The 17,238-nt window shown below is 48.5% G+C and carries 10 protein-coding genes; 6 read left to right on the forward strand and 4 right to left on the reverse strand.

Annotated features, from left to right (window positions below; translation table 11 throughout):
- Positions 1-764 precede the first annotated feature (764 nt).
- The 4 genes from CWC22_RS19155 to CWC22_RS19170 form a co-directional block, all read right to left on the reverse strand.
- Positions 765-2,957 (reverse strand): winged helix-turn-helix domain-containing protein, encoded by a 2,193-nt coding sequence (locus CWC22_RS19155; RefSeq protein WP_138538076.1) that lies wholly within the window; start codon positions 2,955-2,957, stop codon positions 765-767.
- Positions 2,958-3,355: 398 nt separating this feature from the next.
- Positions 3,356-4,552 (reverse strand): hypothetical protein, encoded by a 1,197-nt coding sequence (locus CWC22_RS19160; RefSeq protein ID WP_195879837.1) that lies wholly within the window; start codon positions 4,550-4,552, stop codon positions 3,356-3,358.
- Between the two features lie 85 nt (positions 4,553-4,637).
- Complete coding sequence (rsgA, locus tag CWC22_RS19165) at positions 4,638-5,678, reverse strand: ribosome small subunit-dependent GTPase A (RefSeq protein ID WP_138538078.1); 1,041 nt, start codon at positions 5,676-5,678, stop codon at positions 4,638-4,640.
- Positions 5,679-5,905: 227 nt separating this feature from the next.
- Positions 5,906-6,805, reverse strand: coding sequence for a response regulator (locus CWC22_RS19170; RefSeq protein ID WP_125561042.1), 900 nt, complete (start codon positions 6,803-6,805; stop codon positions 5,906-5,908).
- 99 nt (positions 6,806-6,904) lie between these two features.
- Here CWC22_RS19170 and CWC22_RS19175 point away from each other — a divergent pair, with 99 nt between their 5' ends.
- From CWC22_RS19175 to CWC22_RS19200, 6 genes are all read left to right on the forward strand, one after another.
- Positions 6,905-7,675, forward strand: coding sequence for a chromosome partitioning protein ParA (locus CWC22_RS19175; RefSeq protein ID WP_138538079.1), 771 nt, complete (start codon positions 6,905-6,907; stop codon positions 7,673-7,675).
- Between the two features lie 84 nt (positions 7,676-7,759).
- Positions 7,760-11,656, forward strand: a complete 3,897-nt coding sequence (locus CWC22_RS19180; RefSeq protein WP_195879838.1) for a two-component regulator propeller domain-containing protein — start codon at positions 7,760-7,762, stop codon at positions 11,654-11,656.
- A gap of 280 nt (positions 11,657-11,936) precedes the next feature.
- Positions 11,937-12,638, forward strand: a complete 702-nt coding sequence (locus CWC22_RS19185; protein ID WP_138538081.1) for an AzlC family ABC transporter permease — start codon at positions 11,937-11,939, stop codon at positions 12,636-12,638.
- Between the two features lie 10 nt (positions 12,639-12,648).
- Positions 12,649-12,960, forward strand: a complete 312-nt coding sequence (locus CWC22_RS19190) for an AzlD domain-containing protein (protein ID WP_138538082.1) — start codon at positions 12,649-12,651, stop codon at positions 12,958-12,960.
- Between the two features lie 167 nt (positions 12,961-13,127).
- Positions 13,128-13,448, forward strand: a complete 321-nt coding sequence (locus CWC22_RS19195; RefSeq protein ID WP_138538083.1) for a hypothetical protein — start codon at positions 13,128-13,130, stop codon at positions 13,446-13,448.
- A gap of 162 nt (positions 13,449-13,610) precedes the next feature.
- Complete coding sequence (locus CWC22_RS19200) at positions 13,611-17,165, forward strand: chitinase N-terminal domain-containing protein (RefSeq protein ID WP_138538084.1); 3,555 nt, start codon at positions 13,611-13,613, stop codon at positions 17,163-17,165.
- Positions 17,166-17,238 lie beyond the last annotated feature (73 nt).

Genomic DNA, 17,238 nt, shown 5'->3' on the forward strand with positions numbered 1-17,238 from the left:
TCTTCATCAGTCAATCCTTGTAACAATCCAGAGCACTGACAATGCGAGTGGTAGGTAGTCACTCTGTGCTTCCAACACTATTCCTGTTGCTCTCCCTGTGTTGGTCCGGATTTCTATATTATTGTTATTATTTCACCTACATGTTGCATAAGGTGCAACATATGTACCCCAAAAGACAACAAGACAATTTAGCGATACATCCTAAGCTAACGCCAAACACTGCAGTTTACATACAACAGAGTTTGATACTTACTTCTTCCAATCCTTGGAAAAAAGCATTGTCGGCATCTCACTTTCAATCCTTGATAGTGCTAACAAACTACACAGATTGCCGACTAAGTTACAACCTTTCATCAGTCCCTGTCCGGTTGTCGTTAACTCGGAACCAACTATAGAAATTTATCGCAATTTTCTAAACAACTGTTACATCTATTTTTTATAACTAAAAAAATAAGCCATTATATCAATGGCTTATTTTTAGAATTTTAAAGGCGTTGCTGGACTAATTGAATATTGAGTTAGCGCAAAAATTTTTCATGTGGCTTATCACAGTCTAGAATTCCACAAACCCAGATAGGGTTTTGTGGACCTTTTTCGTCTGCATACGTAGAAAATGACCCAACAACGGAGAAAAGAGAGATAATGGCTATACAGATTGTTTTTTTCACACTAATGATCCTTTTGTTTTTTATTAAGTAGAGTGAACAAGGAGAATAGAGCGAGGGTGCGTAACCCAAACACTCGGCCCCTTTTCAGGTATCATCTTAGTGATCTATTTTAATTGTTGCAATAGAGGTATCATTTAATTGCACTGACAGTGACAGGACTTTATCTCCACTTATATCTGCCGCTATGGTGGGGTAAAGAGCGAAAAAGCGCTCTTCATAAACGAGATGCGAATCCGTCTGCCAGTTGAGTTTGTGCAGATAAGTATTACGTTCATCAAATGCCGTCCAGATAATATGCTCACCCCGGACGTACCAACGGCTAATATATCTAAAGTCAATTGGATGATTCAATGCCCTAGCCGGGCCAGTAAGGGTAGGTAGATAGAAAAGCTGTGCATCAATGGGCTCAGCGACGATATAGCCAGTCCCTGCAGGGCGGATAGAGCGATAACCGGATAACAGCAGGCTACTGATTTTAGAGCCTATATCATAGCTTTGTATTTCCCACTCACCCGCTACATTGACCCCGTAATAAATAGCACTGCCGTCTGCACTGAACGCAGCATCGCTGCTGGTCTCCATAGATGAGGTAATATAACTAACCTGACGGTGTTCAAACGAGTAAAATGCCAGCTTGGGACCTTCCTTAAACAAAATCCCACCAGCTTGATACGATACATCCAGTAATTCGACATTCTCATCAGAGCTGTAATAAGAATCCATCTCTCTGTTGCTCATTGTCATCCTGCCAATGGTTGTGATCCCGTCTTTTAAGTGCATCACCCATCGATGTTCATCTGACAGTTCATCATACAGCATAGCGACAACCTGAGGCGCGGTATTGATGATCTGCTGGACTTCTAATTGTGGAACCAGTTGATGTTCTATATACAGGCGCTTCGCCCGGCTAAACTCTTTTTGTAGCAATACAACATCTGCCCCATCATGGGTATCAAAACTGCGCAACACAACATCGCCGTCTTCGATCAACCTGATTTGCTCCCCGGTCAGGGTGTCAACCTGGAAAAACGCACCTGCGGCCATAACCAGCAAAGACGTATTGTTTTTCCACTCAACGCCGTACAACTTATGCTTAGTGCTGTAGATCAGGGTTTCTTCTTTGGTTGCTAAATCAAATAACAAGATGTGGAACTGACCTTTGATCTTTTTTATCAAAGCCAGCTTCTGTTTATCTGGTGACAAGCTTACATCATACAATATTTCACTTGCATCACTGGGGGCCAGCATACGCAAGTACTCTCGTGTATGCAGGTCAAGCGCGTACAGGGTCATTTCACTTTCCAGATCCACTAACATAGGCAATAGCAGCTCTGATGCATGACGGCCACGAGAAGGGTCCCCTACCGCAACCACGCCTTCTATCAGGGTGACCCTCCCTGACTCAGGTTCAGACAAGGTCAGCGGTAACAACTGAACAGACGTTTTCCCACCACTTAGGTCACTGTATATTATAACTTTATCATTCTGAGCAAACTGCACACGCGCGGCATTATTGGCATGATAGGTGAGCTGTCTGATCTTGTTATTTTGTCGGTCAAGCAAATATACCTGCCGGTCTTCCTCGATAGAAGTGCGACCAGAAAAAGCAACATATCGACCATCTAGAGACACCGATAAGTCATGTTTTTCGCCATTAAACCCCGTTAGTGGATCAAGATCGCCGACGTTTGCCAACTGGCTGTCCAGCACATACTTAGTGATGACATCATATTTCGTCCACCCGATTATCGCAGACAGAAATATAACCAAAAACATCAATAACTTATAAACCAGCCCTGATGATTTCTCTAATCTGGGCGGTTGCTTGTCTGTCGTATTGATAAGCGCTTCCGACACGTCGTTTGACGCACCGACGGTGCCACTATCAAGGCCCTCATCAGGCAGTGTTGCAACGTTAGCTTCTTTTGTGGGGTGGGCTGCGGCCTCAAGCGCTTCGACTGGCTCAATATCGCAGATTAACTTGTAGCCGCGCTTTGATACTGACTTTACATAGCGGGCGTTCGCAATATCATTATCACCCAGAATCAATCTGAGCTTTTTAACAGCACTACGTACTGCCGTATCCGATACCACGCGATCAGACCATACTTGCTGGTGCAACTCTTCAATGCTTACGTATCTGTCTTTGTTTTCATACAAATACAACAAAAGCGCCATGACCTTAGGTTCAATAGCAACCTCGCTGGCATCGCGATATAAAACCTGATCGCTCAGATCCAGAACAAACGCTCCGAGTTTTGTCAGTTTAATATCCATTAACGAAGACATGGCATCCCATCAAAGTGGTCAAAATTTCCAGTTATTGATGGACGATTAGACGGCCAAACCCAGCGCACAGGAGAGACGCTCAGGCCCTACTAGGACACCTCAGGCAAGGCATTATTCCAATAAATAAGAGTATTCTAAAATTTCAAATCGTCACAACGTATTAGACTAACAGGGAAAAGAAATGAAGTTCAACTAAAACCTGACAAACTCATAGCAACTCAGGTAAAAACTCATTACAAATATGACTAATAATTTCTATTTTCGCAATTCAATACACGAAAGGCCAGTTACTCGCATAAATGATCCACATTTGTGCCTCTTCCATGATCTGACCATTTTGCTTTTAATAGCCCCGCGTGCATTAACTCAAATGTGCTTTTCGAACGCAGTTTAATAGCTCATTGGCCACAGACATTTGTATAGATTTGGATCGCGTCACTCTTGGCAAAACTGATAGCAACCTTATCCTGGGAGATAAACGCCGCAGAGGTGGGAGCCTGTCCGCCGCCAATATCGAGTTGTGACTCATGCAGCCAATGGGTATCACCGTGACGTTTAAAAATATGAACCTGATCCGCAGACTCCGACATAGCCAGCATACATTGCCCCGCAGAGTCAAAAGCCAAACGTGATACAGCGCTCAGCTTTTGGTTATCTGACACCTTCAGCTCTGTAGAGGATGTATAATTGCCCTGTGGATCAGGAGAATAGGCAAATACACTTTGCTTATCCGCCACTAACAAACGCTCGGTCCCAGGTACAAAAGTCACAAGTACCGGCTCGATTAACGCTCTTTGGTGCCCGATAGATAAAGTTTGCTGCAACTTAAGTGGCTGTGAGCCTGATACCTCAAACAGCGCAATTTGATTTGCCTGCATGCCCGCCACGGCGACTTTCTGGCCGCTATCAGATTGCGCGACCGACACTGCGCCACCCAGTGCATTGACGTCTTTGGCCCGAATTGTCTGACGTGTGCTCAGCTGTCCCTGTGTGGAAGTCAGTTGCACCAATGCCTGCGACACATTAGCCGCCACATAACTGATACCAGCGGCATCACCAACAATGGCATATGGCCCTAACAGAGCCAGTTTATCCTCTTGTGTTGAAATGGGCTTACCCTGTCTGAACACGCGCTGGATATCAATTCGGTCAGATAAACCTGACTGCAAAGTCAATGTATCATTACGGCCCAACCGAAACTGTGCAACGGCACCACTGTAAAAGCTAACAACCTGAATATCCCTGTCAGCTCCCACAAACGTCATATCCGATGCACCGATGAGCATACCTCCTGCGCGTTCACCTGACATCATATCCAGCATAGTCAAAGAGTGATCATCGCCGACACGATATGCAGTCAATGCATCATCATCCGCGCTGACTGCATACAGCACCTTGTCAGTGTCATCAAATAACAGCCGCCGAACATTATCCAGCCCATCGATGCCACCTTGGTTATCTACATAACGATGCAACAAAGCAGCGCTTTTTTTCGGCTCATCAGACGTTGCGCATCCCGCGATCAAACCACTCATAACAACTGCGACACACAGCCCTTTAAGGCAGCGCTTTCGTTTTCTATTTGCCAATAACATAGTACTCCTTTGGGATAGATATTTAAGTAGCTGTATTAAATTAAAAAACGTCAGGCTATGCGCTGGGCATGACCTGACGCATATACTAACACTCTTTAAACCGCTCCCTGTCTTTCACTATCTGCTTAACCAGTTTGCCAAACGATTTTTCTTTGGCACGCCTTTGTGCCATGGTGGAAGTATTAAAGGCATTTTCTCGGTTCAACTTAAGGTAGTTCTTTAGCCGTCTTTGACTCAGCTCGCCGGATTCAATCGCGCGATGCACTGCACACCCGGGCTCCTGATCGTGCTGACAATCATTAAACCGGCATTGCTTACTAAGCAGTTCTATATCAGCAAATGCCGAGCTGATCCCCGTATCGCAACCACCCAGTTGCAACTCCCGCATCCCCGGCGTATCGAGCAACAAAGCACCTGATGGCAAGGTAACCAACTCCCGGTGCGTCGTTGTGTGCCGTCCTTTTCCGTCGTCCTCACGGATCCTGCCAGTTTGTTGATGGTGTACCTTCATCAGCGTATTTGTCAGCGTTGACTTGCCGACGCCCGATGACCCCAGCAATACGACCGTCTGGCCTTTGGTGAGCCAGGGAGACAAACGTTCAGCACAGTCGGACGCTTGCGTATTCAGTGCCAGCACATCCAGGCTGGCGTCAAGCTCGCGCACCATAGTGAGTGCCTGATCCGTATGGTCAACCTGATCGGCCTTAGTCAGCAGAATGACGGCTTGTACGTCCGAGCTGTGCACCATTGCCAGGTAGCGTTCCAGTCGGTTCAGATTAAAATCTTCATTCAGTGAGCACAAAATAAAGGCCGTATCGACATTTGCCGAGATTAACTGCCACTCTCTGTGTGCCCCTGGCGCCTTGCGTCTGAAACAACTTTGTCGCTCCAGCATGCGGATATGTCGCTGCTGATTGTCCACCAGTATCCAGTCACCAACGGCAAGAGTATCCATGGCAGGTGTTACCGACAGAGAAAAGCTCCCGGTGTCGCTTTGCACTGAAATACGGGTTCGGTGTACCGAGACTACCCGCACAGGACAGGCATTACTCCACTCTTCAAGTGTAAGTTGTTGTTGAAAAAAGGGTGTCCAGCCTAAGCTGGCGAGTATCTGAAAATTGGTCATGACGACCCCTTAACAATGATGTTAATAATTGACAAAGGGGCTGAGTGCCCCGGTAGATACCGGGCGAAAAGAAGTGCTGGCTAGACTAAATTAATTGAGGCCAGTCTGCCCGGTCGGTTTGGTTACTATCATCATTGTCCTCCTGGGTGTTTTTCCGTCAATTCCGACCACATCATATCGGATCGACGCACAGAGTCAATGTATCCTTAAGGGGAGGTGAAAGGGTATCACACCCCAACAATCAACATCTTACCTTGTGCCATGCCCTCTCGCTCACAGCTTAAATCAATTCGACTGTCGAGTGGATACTGATATAGGCGTTCCAGTTTAGGGTGAGTTTTAGTTAGGAAAGAGCAGCTTCTGACAAACAAACTCATTTTGCTTTGTTTGTCGACGAATGCATACGCCGTTTTAGCCAGCGCCTCTTTGCACGCCGCCATAATTTCCGGATTCACCTGATTTAAATGAATGGCTTTGTGCGCTTCTTCTTGTGGGATCACTTGCAGACTGCTGGCTAACACACACGCCGCATAAATATCTAACACTCCAATCACCCGGGGTTTCTGACTGCCCCGTTCAGCATACACCACCATCATACATGGTACTTTGCTTTCATCCAGTTGCTGCGCTTTGATGGGTTTCAACACCAGTGAGCCACTGATATTTTTCTGCATCAGCCGTTCAAGTAAATCAGTTTTCGGCAAAGCCAGCTCTTCTCTGAGCGGCACAGCTTCATCCTCAGCAATCACTTCGTTGGCTTCCTGCTCCAACACCAAAGGCATAATGGCGCTACGCAGCGCATCATCACTGAAAGGTTTTGACAGGAAAAAAGCACAGCCCAAGGACGTTGCATAGTCAATTTGCGCCGTATCATCGACGGTGGAGATCATCGCCACAGGGAGATCAGGGTGGCTGACACGCACTAACTCCAGCAACTCTATGCCGGTTTTATCCGGCATGTGCCAGTCGGTCAAAATGATTTGGGGCTGCCAGCTGGTTATCTGTGCCAATGCATCATCGACACGGCTGGCACACTGCAAAAGCAGCTTGCGGTACTCAAACTGTTGCAAGGCCCGGCGGATGATCTCACAGGTCGCATGGCTGTCGTCAACGATCAGGACTTTCACTCTTTACCCTAACGCAATTATTCTTCTTCAGTATAGGCAGAATTTTGAACGAAAACTAAACTTATCTTATTGATAAACAAAAGCGGCGTATCTCAGCTCATGGTTCCTCTCGAAGTTTACCAGTACGTAGCACTGAATGTGGGGCTTTTGATCCTGGCGGCCTGGTTCTATATTTTGTTGTTGATTTTAAGAGAGTTTCGTCATTTTGCCGGGACTTTTTTGAGCCACAAACAGGGGGCACCCGCCAACAATGAACTACTTGCACAGTGCCGTGAGGCCGTGGCCCGTGCCAGCCAGTTTTCTCAGCAACATAGCCAGACCATTTCTGAACTTTTGCAGGTGCAAATGACGCTGGAAAATCAATTGTCACAGATCCGCGCATCCACCGCGGATCACATCACCAAAGAAGAGCAAGGCTCCATCAATGAATTAAATAAAAAGCTGATCCGCTCTCATAAACTCATTAAACGCCTCAAAGGCGAGCTAGACAACAGTGACAAAAAGCTCCAGCACGTCAGCTCCAAACTGGAGCATCAGTTCCAGTCTACTGACACCTTGCGCCAGGCCAATACGCAATTACAAGAAGAGCTGGAGCAACTGAAGCAAACCAAAGCCAGTACCTCCGCCAATACCATGAGCGATCAGCAAACTCAGACATTGCTCAACCAATACAAACGTCAGATCGAGGAGCAGAATCAGTTGATAGATCAACTCTCCGTAGAACACGAAGGGGACGGCAGCAGTGCAGAAGTGGCCGCCCTGAAAACCGAGCTTGAACAAACCCGGCAAAAACTGAAACACCTGAGTAAAGAGAAAAATTTTGTGGAAAGTCGTTACCTTGAAGCCATTAAGCAGACTAAACCAGAATAACCACTGTCCAGTCATGGCAGGTCATCTATACTGGTTATGGATGTATTGGTATCACCTCAACGCACTGATACCGGAGGGTTGGCAGTGACAACATTAAGGCGAGTATGGCATGCAATTCTGATTACTTTATTGTCATGTACTTACCTGATTTCCAGTCAGAGTTGGGCCGCCGCTCCAGTCTCTCAGACGAACATAGCCCAGACGCAAACAACCAGCGTAAACACACCGTTTTTCGACACCGGTGAACTGATTTTTCAGACCATAGGCGACAATGAGCAAATCCCCAAAGGCGTGGTCACCGCGCTGGCTCAGGACCGGGATGGATTTATCTGGATCGGTACCCAGTTTGGCTTGATCCGTCATGATGGCTACCGGTTTGTGCCTTTTCAACATGATCCGCAAGACCAGACAAGCCTGTCTGGCAATTTTGTACGTACGTTATGGACCGCCCAGGACGGACGGATCTGGGTCGGTACCTTCTCTGATGGCGTGTCTGTCTATGATCCCAAAAGTGGCCAGTTCAGCCGCTTTGCACATCACCGCTCAGCAACAGGTGGCTTGCCTCACAATACAGTGCGTTCACTGACAGGCGACAATCGGGGTAATCTGTATGTTGCCACAGACAACGGGCTGGCGCATATCCAGACACAAACAGGCCAGGTAACACGGCTACGTGTTGAAGGCTGTGATATACCACTGCAACAACCCAGGCTCCGCTCAGTCTTGCTGACAGACACAGATACCTTGTGGCTGGGCAGCAAAAGTGGTTTATGCCGTATCACCTTGCCTGCTTTACGGGCAACTCAGAATGTGGACTGGCAGCAACCACTGGCTGGCACAACCTTGTCAGCCTTTAATCATCAAAATGTATTTCGGTTGTTTCAGGCGACTGATCGATCCATCTGGATTGGCACCACAGATCATGGCGCGGCGTTTTTCGTACCCGGCGCTGACGAGGTCAAGCGGATCACGCATCGCCCGGATGATCCTTCCAGCCTCAGTTATCACTGGGTCAACGGCATTGCACAGCCTAATGATCAGGAGATCTGGTTAAGCACGTCCGGCGGCGGTATCACCGTGGTGGATGCCACAACTGGCGCGGTAAAGCGCCATATTCGTCATGATCCCCTGAATCCCTACAGTATTAACCTTGACTCTATGGGTGCCCTGCTCGTTGACGCGTCCGGACTTATCTGGGCAGGCACCTGGGGCAATGGACTCAATCGCCACAACCCGCACAATGGTGCGTTCAGAACCTTTGTCCGACGGCTCACCTACCCTCATTCGCTAAGTCATGTCGATGTGCGCAGTTTTGCCGAACTCAGTAACGGCTTGATATGGGTTGGCAACGCTCAAACGGGGATCGACATCATAGATCCGCAGATCGGTGTGGTAGCCGGCCACCGTCCCGATCCATCGGATCCAACCAAACTGGACGATGGCTACGCCCGAACGATCCGCCAAACCTTTGATGGTCATATCTGGGTCGGCTCGGCAAACACCGGGTTGTACCATTTTGATCCTGATACCCAGCATTTCACACGCTTCAGTAAAGCTGATGGCCTGCCCGGCTATCAGGTTGTCACCTTGCAGGAAACCCCAGGTGGCCAACTCTGGGTCGGTACTGGCGAAGGGCTGGCTCTCATGGATATTAATACGCGCCAGATCCAAACCTTAAATCACTTCAGTGATTACACCATTTTGTCAGGAAAATCAGTGCTGAGCATGACCTACGCGGCCCCAAATTATCTGTGGGTAGGGACCCGCAATGGCCTGTTTGTACTCGATTTAGCCGCGCACAGTGTCACGGAGATCAGTGCCCAGACCGGTACTACAGAGACCTTGTCAGACAACTATATCAATAGTCTGCTGATTGATAGTCAAGGGCACCTGCTGGTTGCCACGCCACATGGGCTCGACAAACTGGTCCACTTTGACGGTCAGCACGCCCAGTTCGAATCTTTGGATCAATTAGTTGGCAGACCAACCGGCACAGCGGGCAATCTACTGGAAGATGATCAGGGGCGTCTCTGGAACGGTTATGGCTGGATAGATCCCGTAAATCGCGGTTATGCAGACTTAAGCGTCGCCGATGACTGGGATACCGGAACAATGTGGACCGGCTCTTATACTAAGCTGCGTAATGGCACTTTGCTGTTCGGCGGAACGAAAGGGATCCTCTTGTTACGTCCTGAACTTTGGACTTCCTGGGAGTATCATCCCCCCCTTGTGATCAGTGAACTGGCGGTCAATAATCACCCCGTAACCAACACCAACCAACTGACCCTGCAACCCAATACCCGCAGCTTTTCAGTCGAGTTTGCGGCACTGGACTATACGGCACCACACAGCAATCGCTATGCCTATCAGCTCATAGGTTATGACGACAACTGGATCCAGGTGGACGCCAGCAAACGCCATATCACCTATTCACAGTTACCCCCTGGCGACTACCAGCTCAGGATTAAAGGGAGCAACCGCAAAGGTCAATGGAGTCAGCATCAAATAAGCCTGGCCATTACTCAGTTACCGACCTGGTATGAGACCTGGTGGTTTCGCCTGGGGCTACTGCTGCTGATCACCTCTTTGTTATACAAGGCGTATTTATGGCGAATAAAAGAACTCAAACAGCAACAAGTTGTGCTGGATAATCTGGTTCAGTCCCGCACTGAAAATATCACCATGCTGGGCACCATAGGCAAAGACATCACCTCTACTTTAGATCTCTCCTCGGTACTGGAACGTGTCTATAAACACGTTAATGAGTTGATGGGCGCAGACGTCTTTGTGGTCGGGATCCTGGACACCGAGAATCAGCGCATATCCTGTCGACTGGCGATTGAAAAAGGGCAAAAGCTACCTGAATTTGAATATGCTTTGTCCGACACCCAGCGCCCTGCTGTGTGGTGCGTCACCCACCAAAAAGAGCTCAGGGTCAATCAGATCAGCGAACTGACGCAGTTTGTTAACCACATTGCAGCGCCGGTTAGCGGCGCCGAGAGTGAGTCGCTGGTTTACCTGCCTCTGATTATTGATACCCGGACCATTGGCTGTCTGACCGTGCAGAGCTTTCAGCCATGTGCTTTTAGCGACAATGATGTGCAAATGCTGCGTACGATCGCCAATTACACCGCTATTGCCCTGGCAAACGCCGACGCAGTGGCCCAGCTTGAGAGTACCTTCAACCAGCTACAAACGGCCCACGAAGACCTCAAAGTCACGCAGCAACAACTGGTACAGCAGGAAAAAATGGCGGGACTGGGCCGTCTGGTTTCCGGCGTTGCCCATGAAATTAATACGCCGCTTGGGATTGGCATTACGGCTGGCTCTTATGCCAGCAAAGCGCTGGCAGAATGCGAGCAAAAACTGGCTGACGCACGACTCAGCAAAGACAACCTGGAGCAGTTTCTTGCCACACTAAAAGAAAGCCTGCAGTTGCTGGAATCAAACCTAAATCGTGCAGCACAGCTAGTGAAAAACTTTAAACAGGTGGCTGTTGACCAATCCATAGAAGAGCTCAGCACCATCAACCTACCGGATTATCTCAACGATGTGCTAACCAGTTTGCACCCTAAGTGGAAACATTCCCAGGTCACGGTGAAAACCGACTTTCCAGCAGAGGCTCGCTTGTCCACTTACCCGGGTGCCATCGCCCAGATCCTCACAAACCTGGTCGACAACGCCATTAAACATGGATTCGATGATGGAAAACAGCCTGGTACTATCTGTATTACAGTGAACGACCAACCGCAGCAGCTCACCTGGACAGTATCTGATGATGGCGCTGGCATGAGCGAAGAAACGCGGGATAAAGTCTTTGAACCGTTTTACACCACCCGACGCAGCAGCGGCGGCACCGGGCTGGGTATGCACATCGTCTTTAATATCGTGACGCAAAAGCTCAAGGGCACCATAGAATGTAGCAGTGAGGCCGGACAAGGCTGTCGCTACACCCTAGTGCTTCCCAAGTCAGTCGGTTGACACCCATTTGGATTAAAATCAGACACGCGTTTGCAATTAACACCGCTTTTCAGGTGTACTCTGTCAGCCCCTTTGCTCAAGTGATGTCGGCAAGTGCAATTCGATATTGGCAATCACCTGGTTACATATTGACGATTGAATTATTGCCCGAAGGTTCTGCTCAAGGTACATTCGTACGTTAAAAGAACAAATACTATCAGCCTTCGAAAGGTGTCAGGCCGTTCATTTGAGGCCGTCATCTACGTCGGTTGCCAACCCACTCACAGGTTAAATAAATACAATGAACACGGCGCAAACACCATCAGTCAGATCCATTAAACTGGCCGCATTTTTTGACATTCTTCCCCTATCTATTGCCGTGATCCCTTGGGGAGTTTTATGCGGCTCATTGGCCATTCAGGTTGGCCTGAGCCCGTTACAGTCCCAGTTGATGTCCTTGCTGGTCTTTGCTGGTGCAGCGCAACTTTCTGCCCTGACTCTGGTGGGTGTCGGTGGCGGGATCGCCGCCACTTTGGGGAGTACCGCGGTGATCAGCTCACGCCATTTGCTGTACTCGGCCACCTTTCGCCATGACGCGCTAGGTTTGCCGCTACATCATAAAATCCTGATGGCCTTTTTGCTCACTGATGAAATGTTCGCGGTCACTGAAAATAAGCGTAACGAGCTAGGTCATTTCCCGTTGGATTATGCGCTGATCTCTGGTGCCACTTTCTATGTTATCTGGAATCTCTCCACACTGGCTGGCATTGTGGCTGGCACCAGTATTCCTGACCTCGACAGCCTAGGACTCGAATTTGCCATTGCTGCTACCTTTATTGCCATGGTAGTACCTAATATTAAATCATCGCCGGTGCTCATCGCAGTACTGGTATCGGCCTGTAGCGCCGTGCTGCTTCACAAATTCGATGTGCCTAACGGCCTGCTGCTGTCTGCACTATTCGGCATGGTGGTTGGCTACCGTTTAGACAAAGAAACCAGCTAGGGGGCAAACCATGAGCTACGATCTAATATTTTTAATGGCACTGATCACCTTCTTTATGCGTTATGCCTTTTTTATGGAAAAGCTACCCGTCAAACTCGATCTAAGAGTCCAACGGTTTTTAAGTTATACCGCCCCCTGTATTTTGACCGCGATGGCGGCACCCATTGTATTTGGCGAAGTGACATTCAATACGCATGATCTTGCTAATCCTTTTTTGCTGGGGGGAATACTGACCATCATGCTAAGCCTGCTGGTGAAAAACACCCTGTTCGTTGTATTGGCGAGTATGGGCATCTTCTTCGCACTAAAAGCCCTGTTGTGAATACATACAATGGCTGACCTAACTATAGTGAATAGCGAGTTTGGCGATTATTACAAGCTTCGATAGAGCATCACCTAAAAACAAGGTAGCAACATATTTACATCAAGTGTTGAATTTAATTAATGCATGCAGAATAATATTGTTTTTATAAAAGGACCAAACAAATCATGAAGCTCGTTTCCATTCTCACATTATCTTTATTGCTACCGCTCGCGCCAGCAGCTTTCGCCGCAAAAGGCGTCGGTCAAGTTGAACGTATCTATCCAAGTGGCGGTAAAGTATTCTTCCGTCTCAAAGGCGATGAGTGTAAGCAAAGTGCCAATGCCGGCAATACCTACTGGTATTTTGAACTCGCAGACGCCACAGCAGGGGTGAACGTATCTATGTTACTGGCTGCCGCAAACACATCCAAAACGATAAAGATCGGCTACCCTTCCTGTGACCCGACAAAAAACCAGAAAATAAATTACCTCTATCAAGATTTTTGATTCACCAAGGCATAGCACCCTATAAAAAATAAGAAACAGATGGTTTATCCCATTGCCTTTTATTGTGCTATGCCTTTCATGCCAATTGATCCCCATCAAGAGCTTTTATTACAAGTAGTTGGCTCATCTCGGTCGATCGAACTATAAAAATAAGACACGCATATGAAAGTTTTAACACGCTTACTCTTGTGGCTTACACTCGCTACCAGTTTTCAATCGTTTGCTATCAGCAGCCCAAGCTTTAGCCTCAGTACATATAGTATGTACCGGGGGAACACAGTAACGCTGTCCTGGAGTCGTCCCAGCGGGACACAGTATTTCAATCTATGGGTACTCAAGCCTGGCGATACCTGGCTGAAATTCAGAGGGGGTTACACCAGCACCTCCTTTAACCGTTATATCAATAAAAACGGCACCCATACTTTTTACGTCGAGGCGTGTGATGCCAGTGGATGCAGCGCATCAGGGTCGGCATCCGTCACGGTCAGTGAACCGCCTCCGCCTGGGCCGAGTGCAGTGCGGGGGTTCTCTTTATCCACCTCACAAATATACACTGGCGGCAGTGTGATGCTGCAATGGCAACCGCCGAGCAGCTATTCAGGTTCACTTTATTATCGCTTACGCACTAAAAAGCCAGGCGGAAACTGGTTTGTATTTCGAGACGTTTCGACCCCAAATTTCCTCCGCTCAGGGATCAATCTGGCAGGGACTCATTATTTCCAGATCCAAGCCTGTGATTCTTGGAACCAATGCAGCTACTCCTCTGTACACAGCCTCTCAGTGCTATCACCGCCCCCGGTACCAGATGCGGTTACCGGGCTGTCTGCCAGCAAGACGCAACTAAATTATGGTGATTCCGTTAAAATCAGTTGGCGTAAACCCGGCAACATCAGTGATACGACTTACTACGATGTCTATATCACTAAGCCAGGCGCACAACCCGGGCTGCCAGATGAGCATTTTCTTTGGCATGATAATTTCAGAGCGACTGAGCTGACACGTAATGAGATTTACCGTCGGGGTGCAACCAAAGTGGGTATAGTGCCGTGCAACGTGCTCAATCAATGTGGCCCATTACGTGAAGTCAGTTTCACGGTAGGCGGCACGCTACCACAACCCACATTTACCCGAAATAAGTCTGTCATTCGTCAGGGAGAACAAGTCACTTTCAACTGGTCGCTCCACCCCTATTACAAAGACACGGTCAGTTATACGCTCTACCAACATTCGCAAGGAACGACGCGTAAAATAGCAGGCCCACTGGCGGCGACCGTACAAAGCTTTACTCATACACTCAATGAAGTGGGAAGCAGCACTTTTTACCTTGAAATGTGTAACACCTATGGTGAATGTAACAATAAATCACTCACTGCGTTGACCGTGCGGGCGACGCCTGTGATCACCCAAGCCGCGGTAGTGCAGTTGGCCGTCAATAAATCTGATATCACTTACGGTGAGCATGTCGCACTATCATGGCAACGCCCGGCAGGCTACGATGAAAACAGTGGGCTGGTATTTGATGTCTATGTGACTAAGCCCAGTCCGAACCCAGGTGAAGCAGATATCCGCTTCCTATGGCGTGATAACCACCCGTCTCTTACATTAACAAGGGGCCCCAATTATCGTCGTGGCACCATTAAGGTAGAAGTCGTGCCATGCCTGGCAGAACAATGCGGTTTGAGCCGTTCCGTGTCTTATACCCTCAGCGGTAACACGCTGCCTGCAGCGACACAGTTTACCGTTAAACAAAATACCGTGTTTGCCGGAAAGGGGTTTGACTTTAACTGGCAGTTCCCTGAGTTTTTTCAAGAAGCCGTGACCACTCAATTATGGGTCAAAGCGCCAGAACACACTGCGCTGCAAGAATACCAAGCCAATGCACCTTTGCATGCCCCGGGCCAGTATACTTTTTATCTTCAGTACTGTGATCAGAAGGCGCCCACAATATGTAATGACTACCTCAGTCACCCTGTCACAGCAACGGTCAAACCGATCAAAGTTGCGAACCTCAGGGTTGATAAAGCCAACATCAATTACGGTGATTCTGTCACAATCTCCTGGGACAAGCCCAATGGCTATACAGAAGCCCTTACCTATGATGTATATATTACCAAGCCCAGCTCGGAGCCTGGCCAACCAGATCAGCGGTTTTTGTGGCAGCGTGCCCTCACTGATACTCAGGTAGTACGAGGTCCGAATTACCGCCGTGGTCAGATTGGTGTGGAAGTACATCCTTGCCTGCCCGATGGCAGCTGTGGTGAAGTCACGACAACACAGTACACACTTAATGGCACCACCCTGCCTGACGCAATACAATTTACCAGTGAAAAGCCCGAGTATTATCTGAACGAATCGGTGTCTTTCAACTGGCAAATGCCAGAGTTTTTTAAAGAGCCCATCACTGCCAAACTGTGGATGACTTCTCCCGGCAGCCAAACCATCAGTCTGTACACCTCGGGCACCGGTCTGACGCAAAAAGGCACCTATACCTTTTATCTGCAAACCTGCCTGACCAACTACAGCACCGTGTGCAGTAAACAGCGCAACACTGCCACCTCAGTCGTAGTCAGTGACAATGCCGCCTTGCTCAAAGTAGAGGATCTAACGGTGTCCGCCAGCGACATCGTTTATGGAGAATCTGTCACCCTATCGTGGAAAAAGCCATCCGTTTACCAGCAAGATATGGTCTATGATGTTTACATCACCAAACCCAGTCAGTATGCCGGGGAGCCCGAACAGCGTTTCCTGTGGCAGGATAATTATACCGGCACGTCACTTGAACGGGGGCCTAACTTTCGACGCGGTGCCATCAAAGTCGAAGTGCAGCCTTGTACCTTATCAGGGCAATGTGGCCAATTGTCTGAAGTCGCTTTTCAGCTCACAGACAGCCATCTGCCCACGGTCACCTTTGAACCACTGCCGGAACGCGTCTTTACACACCAAACGGTCACACTGCAATGGCAGATCCATGAGTTTTTCCAGGAACATGTCAGTTACACGCTGTATGTCAAACCACCAGGTCAGCAACAGCTAACCATGCTGGGGGAATTCGACTCACGCACCGAACAATCGCGTTTCCAGTATCAGTTCACCGACGCTGGCGAGTACATTTTCTCTGTTCAGGCCTGCGATAAGAAAACCAATGGGGCTATCTGTAGCATCCTGGAAAGTTCAGAACTGGTGGCAAACGCGGAGCCTCTGAGGCTCACATTGAGTGTGGAAAATGGCAATCTGCAATGGACAGACGTTGCACAGATCAGCCACTACTTGCTGGAAGTCGCTGACTGCACGCAAGGCTGCACCAATAGCGAGGTACTGAACTGGCAAAATATTCCTCTGTCAGGCGCACAGACTCACTATGACGCAAGCAAGGTGACCGGGCTGAGCGCATACAGGGTTAAAGCATGTTTTAGCGATACCATTTGTAGTGGCTGGAGCAATCAAGTACTGCACGACCCGGATGCAAGACTCCTGACGGGCAAAATCGCAGAGCTCAATACCATCTCTTCCCTGGTTCGGATACGCATTAAAGGCGATACCTGTAAACGCGCAGAAAACGGTCAGTTCTGGACACTGGACCTACTGACACCGGCTGGGAGCGTGACGTACAACCTACTTAGAACCGCTCATCTCCAAGACCGCGCTTTGGTCTTCTCTCTGCCAACCTGCCAGGCAGATAGAGATCAGCCAATTATCGAGCTATATCAGGATTACTGATAGGCCGATGCAAAACGACCCATAGTCAAAAAACGGGCCCATCAAAAGGGCCCGTTTTTTCAAGGCTAACCAG

The sequence above is a fragment of the Pseudoalteromonas rubra genome, assembly GCF_005886805.2.
Taxonomy (GTDB): Bacteria; Pseudomonadota; Gammaproteobacteria; order Enterobacterales; family Alteromonadaceae; genus Pseudoalteromonas; species Pseudoalteromonas rubra_D.